Source organism: Tepidicaulis marinus (assembly GCF_000739695.1).
Lineage (GTDB): Bacteria > Pseudomonadota > Alphaproteobacteria > Parvibaculales > Parvibaculaceae > Tepidicaulis > Tepidicaulis marinus.
The window spans coordinates 1-16,244 of sequence record NZ_BBIO01000028.1 but is presented as its reverse complement, the minus strand read 5'-3'; the positions used below and the strand labels follow the sequence as shown (position 1 = coordinate 16,244).

13 protein-coding genes and 1 tRNA gene are annotated in these 16,244 nt (G+C 60.1%); all 14 read left to right on the top strand.

Going from position 1 to position 16,244, the window contains the following annotated elements:
- Positions 1 to 304, top strand: a 304-nt coding sequence (locus M2A_RS16335; RefSeq protein WP_045448995.1) for an EF-Tu C-terminal domain-related protein, incomplete at its 5' end; no start/stop codon positions are given.
- 11 nt (positions 305 to 315) lie between these two features.
- A tRNA-Trp gene (locus M2A_RS16330) sits at positions 316 to 391 on the top strand.
- Positions 392 to 476: 85 nt separating this feature from the next.
- Entirely contained in the window at positions 477 to 674 is a 198-nt protein-coding gene (gene secE / locus M2A_RS16325) for a preprotein translocase subunit SecE (protein ID WP_045449730.1), read from the top strand.
- A gap of 13 nt (positions 675 to 687) precedes the next feature.
- The gene (nusG, locus tag M2A_RS16320; RefSeq protein WP_045449728.1) at positions 688 to 1,218 is read left to right on the top strand and encodes a transcription termination/antitermination protein NusG; all 531 of its coding nucleotides are present in this window, start codon (positions 688 to 690) and stop codon (positions 1,216 to 1,218) included.
- Between the two features lie 111 nt (positions 1,219 to 1,329).
- The gene (gene rplK / locus M2A_RS16315) at positions 1,330 to 1,758 is read left to right on the top strand and encodes a 50S ribosomal protein L11 (RefSeq protein WP_045449726.1); all 429 of its coding nucleotides are present in this window, start codon (positions 1,330 to 1,332) and stop codon (positions 1,756 to 1,758) included.
- Between the two features lie 4 nt (positions 1,759 to 1,762).
- On the top strand, positions 1,763 to 2,464 hold the full coding sequence (gene rplA / locus M2A_RS16310) for a 50S ribosomal protein L1 (protein WP_045449724.1): 702 nt from the start codon (positions 1,763 to 1,765) through the stop codon (positions 2,462 to 2,464).
- 375 nt (positions 2,465 to 2,839) lie between these two features.
- Positions 2,840 to 3,358: a 50S ribosomal protein L10 gene (gene rplJ, locus M2A_RS16305; RefSeq protein WP_045449734.1), complete on the top strand. Its 519-nt coding sequence runs from the start codon at positions 2,840 to 2,842 to the stop codon at positions 3,356 to 3,358.
- Between the two features lie 51 nt (positions 3,359 to 3,409).
- Positions 3,410 to 3,787, top strand: coding sequence for a 50S ribosomal protein L7/L12 (rplL, locus tag M2A_RS16300; protein ID WP_045449722.1), 378 nt, complete (start codon positions 3,410 to 3,412; stop codon positions 3,785 to 3,787).
- A 131-nt stretch (positions 3,788 to 3,918) separates the two neighbouring features.
- Positions 3,919 to 8,004 carry a DNA-directed RNA polymerase subunit beta gene (gene rpoB, locus M2A_RS16295; RefSeq protein ID WP_045449719.1) on the top strand — a complete coding sequence of 1,362 codons (4,086 nt, stop codon included), beginning with the start codon at positions 3,919 to 3,921 and terminating at the stop codon, positions 8,002 to 8,004.
- A 142-nt stretch (positions 8,005 to 8,146) separates the two neighbouring features.
- A complete protein-coding gene (gene rpoC, locus M2A_RS16290; protein WP_081875708.1) occupies positions 8,147 to 12,400 on the top strand; it encodes a DNA-directed RNA polymerase subunit beta' in 4,254 nt (1,417 codons plus the stop codon).
- A gap of 635 nt (positions 12,401 to 13,035) precedes the next feature.
- A complete protein-coding gene (rpsL, locus tag M2A_RS16285; protein WP_045449717.1) occupies positions 13,036 to 13,407 on the top strand; it encodes a 30S ribosomal protein S12 in 372 nt (123 codons plus the stop codon).
- Between the two features lie 12 nt (positions 13,408 to 13,419).
- Entirely contained in the window at positions 13,420 to 13,890 is a 471-nt protein-coding gene (rpsG, locus tag M2A_RS16280; RefSeq protein ID WP_045449714.1) for a 30S ribosomal protein S7, read from the top strand.
- Between the two features lie 42 nt (positions 13,891 to 13,932).
- Positions 13,933 to 16,008 carry an elongation factor G gene (fusA, locus tag M2A_RS16275; protein WP_045449712.1) on the top strand — a complete coding sequence of 692 codons (2,076 nt, stop codon included), beginning with the start codon at positions 13,933 to 13,935 and terminating at the stop codon, positions 16,006 to 16,008.
- Between the two features lie 38 nt (positions 16,009 to 16,046).
- Positions 16,047 to 16,244: GTP-binding protein (locus M2A_RS16270; protein WP_045448054.1), on the top strand; the 198-nt coding region annotated here is incomplete at its 3' end.

Genomic DNA, 16,244 nt, shown 5'->3' with positions numbered 1-16,244 from the left:
AGCACCCGGCTCGATCACGCCGCACACGAAGTTCAAGGCGGAAGCCTACATCCTGACGAAAGAAGAAGGCGGCCGTCACACGCCGTTCTTCACGAACTACCGCCCGCAGTTCTACTTCCGTACGACGGACGTGACGGGTGTGGTTCAGCTTCCGGCAGGCACGGAAATGGTGATGCCGGGCGACAATGTGGAGATGGAAGTCGAGCTTATCGCTCCGATCGCCATGGAAGAGAAGCTGCGCTTCGCTATCCGTGAAGGCGGCCGTACCGTCGGCGCAGGCGTCGTCTCCGCTATCATCGAGTAAGGTTGCGGATTAGGAGTGTAGCTCAACTGGTAGAGCACCGGTCTCCAAAACCGGGGGTTGGGGGTTCGAGTCCCTCCACTCCTGCCACGGACAAGGTGGTGCGCCGCTAAATGGCGCGCCGCCTTTCCGAGTCAGAGAAGCATTTGTTTTGGTTGCCGGGAAAAGGTAGGACATGGCTAAGACCAACCCATTGGAATTCGCGCGGCAAGTGCGGTCCGAAGCGTCGAAAGTTACATGGCCGACCCGGCGCGAGACGATGATCACCACTGTGATGGTCTTCATCATGGTTTTTTTGGCCGCGATTTTCTTTTTCGCGGTCGATCAGGTGCTGAGCTGGGGCGTGTCGCTCGTGCTCGGCCTTTCAACTTAAGGATGCGGCGCGGATGACGAAGCGGTGGTACATCGTTCACGCCTACTCGAATTTCGAGAAGAAGGTGGCGGAGTCCATCCGGGAACGCGCGGTCGGCGCGGGCCTCGAAGAGCAGTTCGAGGAAATCCTGGTTCCCACCGAAGAGGTGGTGGAATTGCGGCGCGGGCGGAAAGTGAACGCCGAGCGCAAGTTTTTTCCGGGCTATGTTCTCGTGAAGATGGAAATGACGGATGAAGCGTTCCACCTGATCAAGAACACGCCGAAAGTGACCGGGTTCCTGGGCTCCGACAGCAAGCCGGTGCCGGTGAGCCAGAAAGAAGTCGATCAGATTCTGCAGCAGGTGCAGGAAGGCGTGGAGCGGCCCAAGCCCTCCATCACCTTCGAGATCGGCGAGCAGGTGCGGGTGGCCGACGGCCCCTTCGCCTCGTTCAACGGATTTGTCGAGGAAGTCGACGAAGAACGGGCCCGCCTCAAGGTGGCGGTGTCCATTTTCGGCCGGGCAACGCCGGTCGAGCTGGAGTATGCCCAGGTCGAAAAGCTCTGAGTTTGAGAGCATCGGCCTTCGGGTGTTTCGCGTGGGAGGTTCCGGCAGGCCCGGGCCGCACCACTAACCCTTTAAAGTTGCCGTCTTTGTAGGCGGCAGGGGAATGGAAGAATGGCAAAGAAGATTACAGGCTATCTGAAGCTTCAGGTGCCGGCGGGGGCTGCGAACCCGTCGCCGCCGATCGGTCCGGCGCTGGGTCAGCGCGGGCTGAACATCATGGAATTCTGCAAGGCGTTCAATGCCGCCACGCAGGGTATGGAACAGGGCATGCCCATTCCGACCATCATTACGATCTTTCAGGACAAGTCGTTCACGTTCGCGACCAAGACGCCGCCGGCCTCTTACTTCCTGAAAAAAGCCGCCAAGCTGCAGAAGGGCGGTAAAACGCCCGGCCGCGAAACGGCAGGCAAGGTGACCGTGGCTCAGTGCCGCGAGATCGCCGAGCAGAAAATGAAAGATCTGAATGCAACGGACCTTGACGCTGCGACCCGTATCATTATGGGGTCCGCGCGTTCCATGGGCCTGGAAGTGGCGGAGTAAGACGATGGCGAAAATTGGCAAGCGTCTCCAGAAGGTCCGTGAAGGGATCGACCGTAAGAAGCTCTACAACCTTGACGAGGCCGTTAAGCTTGTAAAAGAGCGCGCAATCTCCAAGTTCGACGAGACGATCGAAGTGGCGATCAATCTCGGCGTCGACCCGCGCCATGCCGACCAGATGGTTCGCGGCGTATGCCAGCTGCCGAACGGCTCGGGCCGCTCGGTGCGTGTGGCCGTGTTCGCCAAGGACAAGAAGGCGGAAGAGGCAAAGGCCGCCGGCGCCGATATCGTGGGCGCGGACGATCTGGCCGAGCAGATCCAAAACGGTCAGATCGATTTCGACCGCTGCATCGCAACGCCCGACATGATGCCGCTCGTCGGCCGTCTGGGTAAGGTTCTGGGCCCGCGCGGCCTGATGCCGAACCCGAAAGTCGGCACCGTGACGCCGGATGTCGCCGAAGCGGTGAAGGCTGCCAAGGGCGGCGCCGTCGAGTTCCGCGTCGAAAAAGCCGGCATCGTGCATGCGGGCATCGGCAAGGCAAGCTTCACCGAAGAGCAGCTGAGCGGCAACATCCGCGCGGTCGTGGACGCGGTGCAGAAAGCCAAGCCGGCCGGTGCGAAAGGCACGTATCTGAAGCGCATCGCCCTTTCTTCGACGATGGGCCCCGGCGTGAAGGTCGAACTGTCGAGCCTTCAGGCAGACGCCTGATGCGGTAAGTCTCCGCCCTTGCGGGGCGGGGATCGAATTTGAGTTTCCATCCGTTTATGCGGATGGCGAGGGCGACCGGCTGCAAGGCCGGTTCGTCCTCAACCTGTCCGAGACGGTAGGCGCCTCTTTTCTCCGGAAAAGCGGCTTAATGGGCCAGAGGGCCGACCTGCAATAGACGGGAGTTGAGCGGATTTCGGAGAGGTCTCCTTTTCGGAATTGGTTTGGACCCGGGACAGGCACGAGCGTCGGTATTCGGCGTGCCTGAGACGGCACAAAGATGCCGGCAAACGCCAACAGCGGGGAGGGATGTTCCCGACCCGCGCCAGAAGCGCATGAAACCCTTATCCGGATTTCATGACGCGGAAGGAGAGTAAGGTGGATAGAGCCCAAAAGTCGGAGCTCGTGACGTTCCTGAAAGGTGCCTTTGACGGCGCCGAGACGGTCGTTGTTGCCCACTATTCCGGTTTGACGGTCGCGCAGATGACAAATCTCCGCGAACAGATGGCGGAAGCGGGCGCGAGCTTCAAAGTGACCAAAAACCGGCTCGCCAAACTCGCTCTCGAAGGGACCGGCAAGGACGGCATCGCCGACCTTTTCACCGGCCCCACGGCAATCGCCTATTCAGAAGACCCCGTCGCTCCGGCGAAGGTGGCTATGAAATTCGCCAAGGATCACGACAAGCTCGTCGTTCTGGGCGGAATTATGGGCGGGACCGTGCTCGATCAGAACGGCGTGAAGGCTTTGGCCGACCTGCCGTCCCTGGACGAGCTGCGCGGCAAGCTTGTCGGCCTCATTCAGGCACCGGCTACGAAAGTGGCTGGCGTCGTTCAGGCACCGGCAGGTCAGCTTGCTCGCGTTCTCGGCGCTTATGCCGCGAAGGGCGAAGCAGCTTAAAGAGCTGTTTTGGCAAACCTGGTTCGAACCGATTGATAGGAAAAGAGACAAATGGCTGATCTCGAAAAAATTGCAGAAGACCTTTCCAACCTGACCGTTCTGGAAGCTGCGGAACTCGCCAAGCTTCTGGAAGAGAAGTGGGGTGTGTCGGCAGCGGCTCCGGTTGCTGTTGCGGCAGCTCCGGGCGCTGGCGGCGGCGAAGCCGCTGCGGAAGAAAAGACCGAGTTCTCGGTCGTTCTCGCCTCCGCAGGCGACAAGAAGATCAACGTGATCAAGGAAGTTCGCGCGATCACGGGTCTTGGCCTGAAAGAAGCCAAGGATCTGGTCGAAGGCGCTCCGAAAGAAGTGAAAGCGGACGTGCCGAAGGCGGAAGCCGAAGAAATGAAGAAAAAGCTCGAAGAAGCAGGCGCTACCGTCGAGCTGAAGTAATGATGTGGCGGGGGAACCACCGGTTCCCCCGGCATGTTTCGAGTTAGGTCCCAACCGGGCAGGGGCCGTTCCCGGCGGTTATCCGCCAAGCGCCCGGCAGCCGTTCTGCAGAACGTAAAGAGGCATGAGACATGACGCAGTCCTTCACTGGTCGCAAACGGGTTCGCAAATCTTTCGGTCGCATTCCGCAAGTTGCGGAGATGCCCAATCTGATCGAAGTTCAAAAATATTCTTACGACCAGTTTCTCCAAGTCGAAAAGCCCGGCGAGGGCCGCATCGACCAGGGGCTTCAGGCAGTATTCAAGTCTGTCTTCCCGATCAACGATTTCTCCGAGACGGCTGTTCTTGAGTTCATCGATTATGAATTCGAAGAGCCGAAATACGACGTTGAAGAGTGCCAGCAGCGGGGCATGACCTTTGCCGCGCCGCTGAAAGTCACGCTCCGTCTGATCGTCTTCGAAGTGGATGAAGATACCGGCGCCAAGTCCGTCAAGGACATCAAGGAGCAGGACGTCTATATGGGCGACATGCCGCTGATGACCTCGAACGGCACGTTCGTCGTCAACGGCACCGAGCGCGTTATCGTCTCGCAGATGCACCGCAGCCCGGGCGTGTTCTTCGACCACGACAAAGGCAAGACCCATTCGAGCGGTAAGCTGCTGTTCGCCGCCCGCGTCATTCCTTATCGCGGCTCGTGGCTCGATTTCGAATTCGACGCCAAGGACATCGTGCATGTGCGTATCGACCGGCGCCGCAAACTGCCGGTGACGACGCTGCTTTATGCGCTGGGCATGGATGCGGAAGAAATCCTGTCCACCTTCTACGACACCGTGACCTACAAGAAGGACAAGAAGGGCTGGAAAGTCGAGTTCGACGCCGAGCGTTACCGCGGCGCCAAACCCGAGCGCGATCTGATCGACGCCAAGAGCGGCGATGTGGTGGTGGAAGCCGGCCGCAAGATCACCCCGCGCCTTGCCCGCAAGCTGGCGGAAGACGGCCTCAAAGCGCTGCTCGTGCAGAACGAGGACCTGATCGGCCGCTATATTGCCGAAGAGCTGGTGAATGCCGAAACGGGCGAGATTTTCGCCGAAGCGGGCCAGGAGATCACGGCCGAGCTGCTGGAGCAGCTTGAAGAGGCCGGGTACTCGGAAATCCCGACGCTCGATATCGACCATATCAATACGGGCGCTTTCATCCGCAATACGCTGGCCATCGACAAATCGACGAACCGCGAGCAGGCGCTTTACGACATCTACCGTGTGATGCGTCCGGGCGAGCCGCCCACGCTCGACACGGCGGGCGCGCTGTTCAACAGCCTGTTCTTCGATTCCGAGCGCTACGATCTTTCCGCCGTCGGCCGCGTGAAAATGAACATGCGTCTGGATCTTGATGCGGAAGATACCGTCCGTGTGCTGCGCAAAGAAGACATTCTGGCGGTCATCAAGACGCTGGTCGGCCTGCGTGACGGCAAGGGCGAGATCGACGACATCGACAACCTTGGCAACCGGCGCGTGCGCTCGGTCGGCGAGCTGATGGAAAATCAGTACCGCATCGGCCTTCTGCGCATGGAACGGGCGATCAAGGAACGCATGAGCTCGGTCGATATCGACACGGTCATGCCGCATGACCTGATCAACGCGAAACCTGCTGCTGCCGCGGTGCGTGAGTTCTTCGGTTCCTCGCAGCTCTCGCAGTTCATGGACCAGACGAACCCGCTGTCCGAGATCACCCACAAGCGCCGTCTCTCGGCGCTTGGCCCAGGCGGTCTGACGCGCGAGCGCGCCGGCTTTGAGGTGCGCGACGTGCACCCGACCCATTATGGCCGTATCTGCCCGATCGAAACGCCGGAAGGCCCGAATATCGGCCTGATCAACTCGCTGGCGACCTTCGCCCGCGTGAATAAATACGGCTTTATCGAAAGCCCGTACCGGAAAGTGAAAGAGGGCAAGGTGACGAACGAGATCGTTTATCTCTCCGCCATGGAAGAAGCCCGCTATCACGTGGCGCAGGCGAGCTTACCGCTCAGCGACAAAGGCGAGATCACCGAAGAGCTGGTGAACTGCCGCTTCGACGGCGACTTTGAAATGGTGCCGCCGGCGCAGGTCGATCTCATCGACGTGTCGCCCAAGCAGATCGTTTCGGTGGCCTCCGCGCTCATTCCGTTCCTTGAAAACGATGACGCGAACCGCGCGCTCATGGGCTCGAACATGATGCGTCAGGCTGTGCCGCTGGTGCAGGCGGAGGCGCCCTTCGTGGGCACGGGTATGGAATCGGTCGTGGCGCACGACTCCGGCGCGGCGATTGCCGCCCGGCGCACGGGCGTGGTCGATCAGGTGGATGCGGAACGTATCGTTATCCGCGCCACCGAAGAGACCGACGCGACGAAGCCCGGCGTCGACATCTACAAGCTGCGCAAGTTCCAGCGCTCCAACCAGAACACCTGCATCAACCAGCGTCCGCTGGTGCGTGTGGGCGACAAGGTGAACGCCGGCGACATTATCGCCGACGGCCCCTCGACGGAGCTTGGCGAACTGGCGCTCGGCCGGAACGTGCTCGTCGCGTTCATGCCCTGGAACGGCTACAATTTCGAGGACTCTATTCTGATTTCCGAGCGGATCGTGCGCGATGACGTGTTCACGTCGATCCATATCGAGGAATTCGAGGTGGCGGCCCGCGATACGAAGCTGGGTCCGGAAGAAATCACCCGCGACATCCCGAATGTCGGCGAAGAAGCGCTGAAGAATCTCGACGAAGCCGGGATCACCTATATCGGCGCGGAAGTGCATCCGGGCGATATTCTGGTCGGCAAGATCACGCCGAAGGGTGAGAGCCCGATGACGCCGGAAGAAAAACTTCTGCGCGCCATCTTCGGCGAAAAAGCTTCCGACGTGCGCGACACTTCGCTGCGCCTGCCGCCCGGCGTTGCCGGCACGGTCGTGGAAGTGCGTGTCTTCAACCGCCACGGGGTGGACAAGGACGAACGCGCGCTGCAGATCGAGCGCGAAGAGATCGAAAGCCTGGCGAAAGACCGGGACGACGAGCTCGCCATTCTGGAGCGCAACGTCTATGGCCGCTTGCAGGAGCTTCTGCTCGGCAAGCAGGTCTCCTTCGCGCCCAATATGGACGCGGATGCCAAGGTCACGCAGGCCGCTCTCGACGAATTGTCGAAAGGCCAGTGGTGGCAGATCGCGCTGAAGAACGAGAGCGCCATGTCCGAAATCGAAGCGCTGAAGAAGCTCTTCGACGATGGCAAGGAGCGTCTTGAAGCCCGTTTCGCCGACAAGGTGGACAAGCTGCAGCGCGGCGACGAGCTGCCGCCCGGCGTCATGAAAATGGTCAAGGTCTTCGTCGCGGTGAAGCGCAAGCTGCAGCCGGGCGACAAGATGGCCGGCCGCCACGGCAACAAGGGGGTTATCTCCCGCATCCTGCCGATGGAGGACATGCCTTATCTCGATGACGGGACGCCGGTGGATATCGTGCTGAACCCGCTCGGGGTGCCGAGCCGTATGAATGTGGGTCAGATTCTCGAAACCCACCTCGGCTGGGCCTGCGCGGGCATGGGCCGCAAGATCAACGACGCGCTGGGTGTTTACCAGCGCGAAGGCAATCTTGAGCCGCTGACCCAGACGCTCAACGCGGTTTACGGCGACAACGAGGAAGTTTCCGGCATGGACGAGAAAGAACTCGTCGAAATGGCAGGGAACCTGACCCGTGGTGTGCCGATCGCTACCCCGGTCTTTGACGGGGCGCAGGAAACCGATATCGTGGGCATGCTGGAGGAAGCGGGTATGGACCGTTCCGGACAGGTGACCTTGCATGACGGGCGTACGGGCGAGCCGTTCGACCGGCAGGTGACGGTGGGCTACATCTATATGCTCAAGCTGCACCACCTGGTGGACGACAAGATCCACGCCCGTTCGATCGGCCCGTACAGCCTGGTTACGCAGCAGCCGCTTGGCGGCAAGGCGCAGTTCGGCGGCCAGCGCTTCGGCGAAATGGAGGTCTGGGCGCTGGAAGCCTACGGCGCCGCCTACACGCTGCAGGAAATGCTGACCGTGAAGTCGGACGACGTGGCCGGGCGTACCAAAGTGTACGAAGCCATCGTGCGCGGCGACGACACGTTCGAGGCCGGTATTCCGGAAAGCTTCAACGTGCTGGTGAAAGAAATGCGGTCCCTCGGCCTCAATGTCGAGCTGCAGACCAAGCAGGTTAACTGATGATGGATTTCAGGCGGTGCTCCGGCGCCGCCTGACATCTTGCTTTTGAAGATTGCAATCAGGGGTTCGGCTGGCCCGGCCGTTTAATACGCCCCCAACGCCAAGGCAGATTATCTGCTGCGGCTGAAATGAGGAGAAGTCCATGAACCAAGAGGTCATGAATCTCTTTAACCCGTTGGCGAGCGCTCAGAGCTTCGATCAAATTCGAATCTCCATCGCAAGCCCGGAACGGATTCTGTCTTGGTCCTACGGCGAGATCAAAAAGCCCGAAACCATCAACTACCGTACGTTCAAGCCGGAGCGTGACGGTCTTTTCTGCGCGCGCATTTTCGGCCCGATCAAGGACTACGAGTGTCTTTGCGGCAAATACAAGCGGATGAAATATAAAGGCATCATCTGCGAGAAGTGCGGTGTGGAAGTGACCTTGTCCAAGGTCCGCCGCGAGCGCATGGGCCATATCGATCTGGCCGCGCCCGTCGCCCATATCTGGTTCCTGAAATCGCTTCCCTCCCGGATCGGCCTTCTGCTCGACATGACGCTGAAGGATCTGGAACGGGTTCTCTACTTCGAAAACTACATCGTGCTCGAGCCGGGCCTGACCCCGCTGAAAGAGCGCCAGTTGCTTTCCGAAGAAGAGTTCATGGACGCCCAGGACGAGTATGGCGAGGACAGCTTCACCGCCGGTATCGGCGCGGAAGCCATCCGCGACATGATGATGGGTCTCGACCTCGAAAAGCTGCGCGACGATCTGCGCGTGGAAATCGCCGAGTCCACGTCCGAGCTGAAGCCGAAGAAGCTCGCCAAGCGTTTGAAAGTCGTGGAAGCCTTCATCGAATCCGGCAACCGCCCGGAATGGATGATCATGAAGGTCATTCCGGTCATTCCGCCGGAACTGCGCCCGCTCGTGCCGCTCGATGGCGGCCGCTTCGCGACGTCGGACCTGAACGATCTTTACCGCCGCGTGATCAACCGTAACAACCGTCTGAAGCGGCTGATGGAGCTGCGCGCCCCGGATATCATCATCCGGAACGAAAAGCGCATGCTGCAGGAATCGGTGGATGCGCTGTTCGACAATGGCCGGCGCGGGCGGATCATCACGGGCGCCAATAAGCGCCCGCTGAAGTCGCTCTCCGACATGCTGAAAGGCAAGCAGGGCCGCTTCCGTCAGAACCTGCTCGGCAAGCGCGTCGATTATTCCGGCCGCTCGGTGATCGTGGTGGGCCCGGAGCTCAAACTGCACCAGTGCGGCTTGCCGAAGAAAATGGCGCTCGAGCTCTTCAAGCCCTTCATTTATTCGCGCCTTGAAGCCAAGGGTCTCTCGGCGACGGTGAAGCAGGCCAAGAAGCTGGTCGAGAAAGAACGCCCCGAGGTTTGGGACATTCTGGAAGAGGTGATCCGCGAGCACCCGGTTCTTCTGAACCGCGCGCCGACGCTGCACCGCCTCGGCATTCAAGCGTTCGAGCCGACCTTGATCGAGGGGAAAGCCATTCAGCTTCACCCGCTCGTCTGCGCGGCGTTCAACGCCGACTTCGACGGCGACCAGATGGCCGTGCATGTGCCGCTGTCGCTGGAAGCGCAGCTCGAAGCGCGTGTGCTGATGATGTCCACGAACAATATTCTGCACCCGGCCAACGGCTCGCCGATTATCGTTCCCTCCCAGGACATCGTGCTTGGCCTTTATTACGTCACGCAGGAAAAGCAGAACGAGCCGGGTGAGGGCATGGTCTTCGCCGATGTGGACGAAATCCATCATGCGCTCGAATCCAAGTCCGTGACGCTGCATGCCAAGGTGAAGGTGCGCTGGAAGACGGTGGATGCCGATGGCAACGAAGTCACCATGCTGGTGGACACGACGCCGGGCCGCATGCTGGTCGGCCAGCTTCTGCCGAAGAACGCCAATATTTCCTATGACCTGGTGAACAAGCTGCTCACCAAGAAGGAAATCTCCCGGATGATCGACGTGGTTTACCGCCACTGCGGCCAGAAGGAGACGGTGATCTTCTGCGACCAGATCATGGCGCTCGGCTTCGGCCATGCTTGCCGTGCCGGTATTTCCTTCGGCAAGGACGACATGGTCATTCCGGGCGAGAAGCAGGGTCTCGTTGAAGAGACCGACAAGCTCGCCAAGGAATATGAGCAGCAATATATCGACGGTCTGATTACCCAGGGCGAGAAGTACAACAAGGTTGTCGATGCCTGGGCGAAATGTACCGACCGCGTGGCCGATGCCATGATGGAGAAGATTTCTTCGGTGCAGGTGGACGAGGAGTCGAAACGCGAAAAGCCGATCAACTCCATCTACATGATGGCCCATTCGGGCGCTCGTGGTTCGCCCGCTCAGATGAAACAGCTTGCCGGTATGCGCGGCCTTATGGCCAAGCCGTCGGGCGAGATCATCGAGACGCCGATTATTTCCAACTTCAAGGAAGGCCTCTCGGTTATCGAGTACTTCAACTCGACGCACGGCGCGCGTAAAGGCTTGGCCGATACGGCGCTGAAGACGGCGAACTCCGGTTACCTGACACGCCGCCTGGTCGACGTGGCGCAGGATTGCATCGTCGTTGAAAACGATTGCGGCACCGATGCCGGGATTACCGTTCAGGCGGTGATCGAATCCGGTGAGGTGATCGTGTCACTTGGCGACCGTGTGCTGGGCCGCACGCCTGCCGATGACGTTATCGACCCGGTTTCGGGCGAGGTGATCATCAAGAAGGGCACGCTGATCGAAGAGCCGCATGTCGAGCTGATCGAACAGGCGAATGTGCAGAGCATCCGCATCCGTTCGGCCCTGACGTGTGAAACCAAGAACGGCGTTTGCGGATCGTGCTATGGCCGCGACCTGGCACGCGGCACGCCCGTGAATATGGGCGAGGCCGTGGGCGTCATCGCGGCGCAGTCGATCGGTGAACCGGGCACGCAGCTCACCATGCGTACGTTCCACATTGGCGGGACGGCGCAGGTTGTGGACAGCTCCTTCATCGAGTCGAACCACAAGGGCACCATCAAGATCCTGAACCGGAATGTGGTGAAGGATTCCTCCGGCGCGCTCGTGGTCATGGGCCGCAACGTGCAGGTGCAGGTGATCGACGAGCACGGCCAGGAACGCTCGACGAACAAGCTCAGCTACGGCTCGCGCTTGCGTGTCGATGAGGGCGACAAGATCGACCGCGGCGACCGTATCGCCGAGTGGGACCCCTACACGATGCCGCTTCTGACGGAAGTCAACGGCGTCATCGAGTTCGAGGATCTTGTCGAAGGCATGTCGATCAAGGAAGTCACGGACGAGGCGACGGGGATTTCCCAGCGCGTCGTCGTTGACTGGCGCGCCAGCCCGAAAGGGGCGGAACTGCGTCCGGCCATCGTCGTGAAGAGCAAGAACGGGGAGATCATGAAGCTCTCCAACGGCAATGACGCCCGTTACCTCTTGTCGGTGGACGCGATCTTGTCCGTCGAGAACGGCGCGGATGTTCATGCCGGTGACGTGCTTGCCCGTATCCCGACGGAAGGTGCCAAGACCCGCGACATTACGGGCGGTCTGCCGCGCGTGGCCGAGCTTTTCGAAGCCCGCCGTCCGAAAGACCATGCGATCATCGCGGAAGTCACGGGGCGGGTCGAATTCGGCCGGGACTACAAGAACAAGCGCCGCTTGATCGTGCATCCGGAAGATGGAAGCGATCCGGTGGAATATCTGATCCCGAAAGGCAAGCACATTGCCATTCAGGAAGGGGATGTGATCGAGAAGGGCGAATTCCTGCTCGATGGCCACCCGGCGCCGCACGACATTCTGGCTATTTCCGGGGTCGAGGAGCTTGCCGCTTATCTCGTCAACGAAATCCAGGACGTTTACCGCCTGCAGGGCGTGACGATCAACGACAAGCATATTGAAGTGATCGTGCGCCAGATGCTGCAGAAGGTGGAAATCACCAATGCCGGCGATTCCACTTTCCTCTCGGGCGAGCAGGTGGACCGCAAGGAAATGGATGAGGTGAACGAGAAGCTGGTGGCCGAAGGCCGCAACCCGGCTTCCGGTACGCCCGTCCTTCTGGGGATCACGAAGGCGTCCTTGCAGACCCGGTCGTTCTTCTCCGCCGCGTCCTTCCAGGAAACGACCCGTGTGCTGACCGAGGCTGCGGTGATCGGCAAGATCGACGATCTGGCGGGGCTGAAGGAAAACATCATTGTGGGCCGGCTCATTCCCGCCGGGACGGGCCGCATGATGGACCTTCTGCGCGGCGAGGCACGCGACCGCGACGAGGTGCTGCTGGAACAGCAGGTGGCTGCCGGGGAGATTACGGCAGAAGAAGCCGCCGGGCAGCCGGCAGCGGAAGCGGCGGCCGAGGCGGAAGCTGACGCTGGCGCGGAAACCCCGAGCGAGAACTCGGACGAGACGGCGTAACGGCGCCATTGGGTGAATTGGAGAGGGCCGCGGCACATGCTGCGGCCCTTTTCTTTTGGCGGGTGAGGCTGGAATTAATCACCTATTTTCTGTGTTGTTCTCGAGCAGGCTAAGCTTGCTGATGTGAAATAAGGGCGGCGGGGGGGCGCGGGGCGAAATCTGGCCTCCGGTGCACCGGCCAGCGGCCGCGAATCCGTCAAACGGCGCGGCGCGACTCGCAGCGGAATCGGGCCTCCTTTTCGAAGGTTTTTGGCATCCTGGGCTCTGCGGCGGGGTAAAAAGAGGGCGGATTTGGCCCTTTGGGAAGCTGGAATGGGGGGCGGCGCGATAAAAGTGTAAAAAAACACCCAAAGCCCCTCGAAATCGGGCGATGCGGGGTTGACGGTTCCCAGGGCGCGGAGTAATTTCCGCGCACTTTCGCATCAGGCGGTAGGCCACTTGGCGGCGTTCATCTGGGCCTAGACGCTGATGCACACAACCGAATACGAAGTTTGGCGCAAGATCCTCACGGATCCTCTGCTTTTGGGGACACCAGCCAGTCATGTGCTGAGTGTCTCGTTTTCTCGCGCGTTCCTTTGGGTTTTTGCCCGCATGGGATTGCGTGTGACTTGGTGTTTGAACGAACGGAACGGCATATGCCTACGATCAACCAGCTTATTCGTAAGCCGCGCAAAAAGCCGGTGAAGCGCAACAAAGTCCCGGCGATGGAAGCGTGCCCGCAAAAGCGCGGCGTATGCACACGCGTTTATACGACCACACCGAAGAAGCCGAACTCGGCTCTGCGTAAGGTTGCTCGCGTTCGCCTGACAAATGGCTTCGAGGTATCGAGCTATATCCCCGGTGAGGGGCACAACCTGCAAGAACACTCCGTCGTGATGATCCGCGGCGGCCGTGTGAAGGACTTGCCGGGTGTGCGTTACCACATTCTTCGTGGCGTGCTCGACACGCAGGGTGTTGGCGATCGCCGCCAGCGCCGGTCTAAATATGGCGCTAAGCGGCCGAAGTAAGGAACACAGCTGATGTCTCGACGTCACCGCGCTGAAAAACGCGAAGTGCTCCCGGATCCCAAGTTCGGTGATCTTGTGTTGAGCAAGTTCATGAACAGCCTGATGAAAGACGGCAAGAAATCCGTCGCTGAAGGTATCGTTTATGGCGCCTTCGATAAGATCCAGTCCAAGGGCGCTGCCGACCCGCTGCAGACGTTCCACGACGCGCTCGAAAATGTCATGCCGCAGATCGAAGTGCGCTCGCGCCGCGTGGGCGGTGCGACGTATCAGGTGCCGGTTGAGGTTCGTCCCGACCGCCGCCGCGCGCTGGCCATTCGCTGGCTGATCACGGCTGCCCGTGGCCGCAACGAAACGACGATGGTCGATCGTCTTTCCGGCGAGCTGCTGGATGCGGCCAACAATCGCGGCTCTGCCGTCAAGAAGCGTGAAGACACGCACCGGATGGCGGAAGCCAACCGCGCCTTCTCGCACTATCGCTGGTAAAGGATGATCGCCAGATAGGCTGGCGGCTCAAGAGGTTTCATCATGGTTGCTCGTAAGACCAAGCTCGAAGATTATCGTAATATCGGCATCATGGCGCACATCGATGCCGGTAAGACGACGACCACGGAGCGCATTCTCTATTACACCGGTCGCAGCCATAAGATCGGCGAAGTTCATGATGGTGCGGCCACCATGGACTGGATGGAGCAGGAGCAAGAGCGCGGGATCACGATTACCTCCGCTGCGACGACCTGCTTCTGGAAAGATCACCGCATCAACATCATCGACACGCCCGGTCACGTGGACTTCACGATCGAAGTGGAACGTTCGCTGCGCGTGCTCGACGGCGCCGTTGCCGTGTTCGACTCCGTTGCCGGTGTTGAGCCTCAGTCCGAAACCGTGTGGCGCCAGGCGGACAAGTACCGTGTGCCGCGCATGTGCTTCGTGAACAAGATGGACCGTATGGGCGCGGATTTCTTCCGCTGTGTTGATATGATCGTCAACCGCCTCGGTGCCCGCCCTCTGGTTCTGCAGCTGCCGATCGGCTCTGAGTCCGATTATGAAGGTCTGATCGACCTCATCAAGATGAAGGAAATCATCTGGAAAGATGAGAGCCTGGGCGCTGAATACGAATACCGTGATATCCGCGACTCCCTGAAAGAGCAGGCGGACGAATACCGCTCGGCGCTGGTGGAGACCGCTGTCGAAGTCGATGACGCGGTGATGGAAGCTTACCTTGAAGGCAACGAGCCGGATGAAGAAACGCTGAAGCGCTGCATCCGCAAAGGCACCATGGTGCAGGCATTCGTGCCGGTGCTGAACGGTACGGCCTTCAAGAACAAAGGCGTGCAGCCGCTGCTCGACGCCGTCGTCGACTTCATGCCGTCGCCGCTCGATATCGAATCCATTAAGGGTGTCGATATGAAGGGTGAGCCGATCGAGCGTCATGCCGACGACAATGAGCCGGCCGCAGCTCTTGCCTTCAAGATCATGAACGACCCCTTCGTGGGCTCGCTGACCTTCGCCCGCATTTACTCGGGCACGTTCACCGCCGGCTCGAGCGTGTTGAACTCGGTGAAGGACAAGCGCGAGCGTATCGGCCGTATGCTGCTTATGCATGCCAACAGCCGCGAAGAAATCAAAGAAGCAGCAGCCGGTGACATCGTTGCTTTCGCCGGTCTGAAAGACACTACGACGGGCGACACGCTCTGCGATCCCAACCACGCCGTTATTCTCGAGCGCATGGAATTCCCGGATCCGGTGATCGAGGTTGCCGTCGAACCGAAGACGAAAGCGGACCAGGAAAAAATGGGCATGGCGCTGGCGCGCTTGGCTCAGGAAGATCCTTCCTTCCGCGTTGCAACGGATCACGAAAGCGGTCAGACGATCATCGCGGGCATGGGCGAGCTCCACCTGGATATTCTGGTGGACCGTATGCGCCGCGAATTCAAAGTGGACGCGAATGTCGGCGCGCCGCAGGTGGCGTACCGCGAAACCTTCACCAAGACAGCGGATATCGATTACACCCACAAGAAGCAGTCGGGTGGTTCGGGGCAGTTCGCCCGCGTGAAGATGACGGTCGAGCCGGGCGAAATCGGTTCGGGTCTCGTCTTCGAAAGCAAGATCGTCGGCGGCTCGGTGCCGAAAGAATATATCCCCGGCGTGGAAAAGGGCATCCAGAGCGTTGCCGAGAACGGCGTGCTTGCCGGTTTCCCGCTGATCGACTTCAAGGTCACTCTGACGGACGGTGCTTTCCACGATGTGGACTCTTCCGTTCTCGCCTTCGAAATCGCGGCCCGCGCCGCGATGCGCGAAGTGGCCAAGGATGCCGGCGCGAAACTTCTCGAGCCGGTGATGAAGGTCGAGGTTGTGACGCCTGAAGATTATATGGGCGATATTATCGGCGACTTGAACAGCCGCCGCGGTCAGATCAACGGCACGGAAGCGCGCGGCATCGCAACCGCGATCACCGCCATGGTGCCGCTGGCCAATATGTTCGGTTACGTGAACACGCTGCGCTCGATGAGCCAGGGGCGTGCCCAGTACACCATGCAGTTCGATCATTACGAGCAAGTGCCGCAAAACGTTGCGGATGAAATTCAAGCGAAGCTTGCTTAACAGGTTTGGCAGTTAGTTAGCCCGGAAGGAGCGCCATCATGGCCAAGGAAAAGTTCTCGCGGAACAAGCCGCATTGCAACATCGGGACGATTGGTCACGTTGACCATGGCAAGACGACGCTGACGGCGGCTATTACGAAAGTATTGGCAGAGACGGGCGGCGCGACGTTTTCGGCGTATGATCAGATCGACAAGGCGCCCGAAGAGCGCGCGCGCGGTATCACGATCTCGACGGCG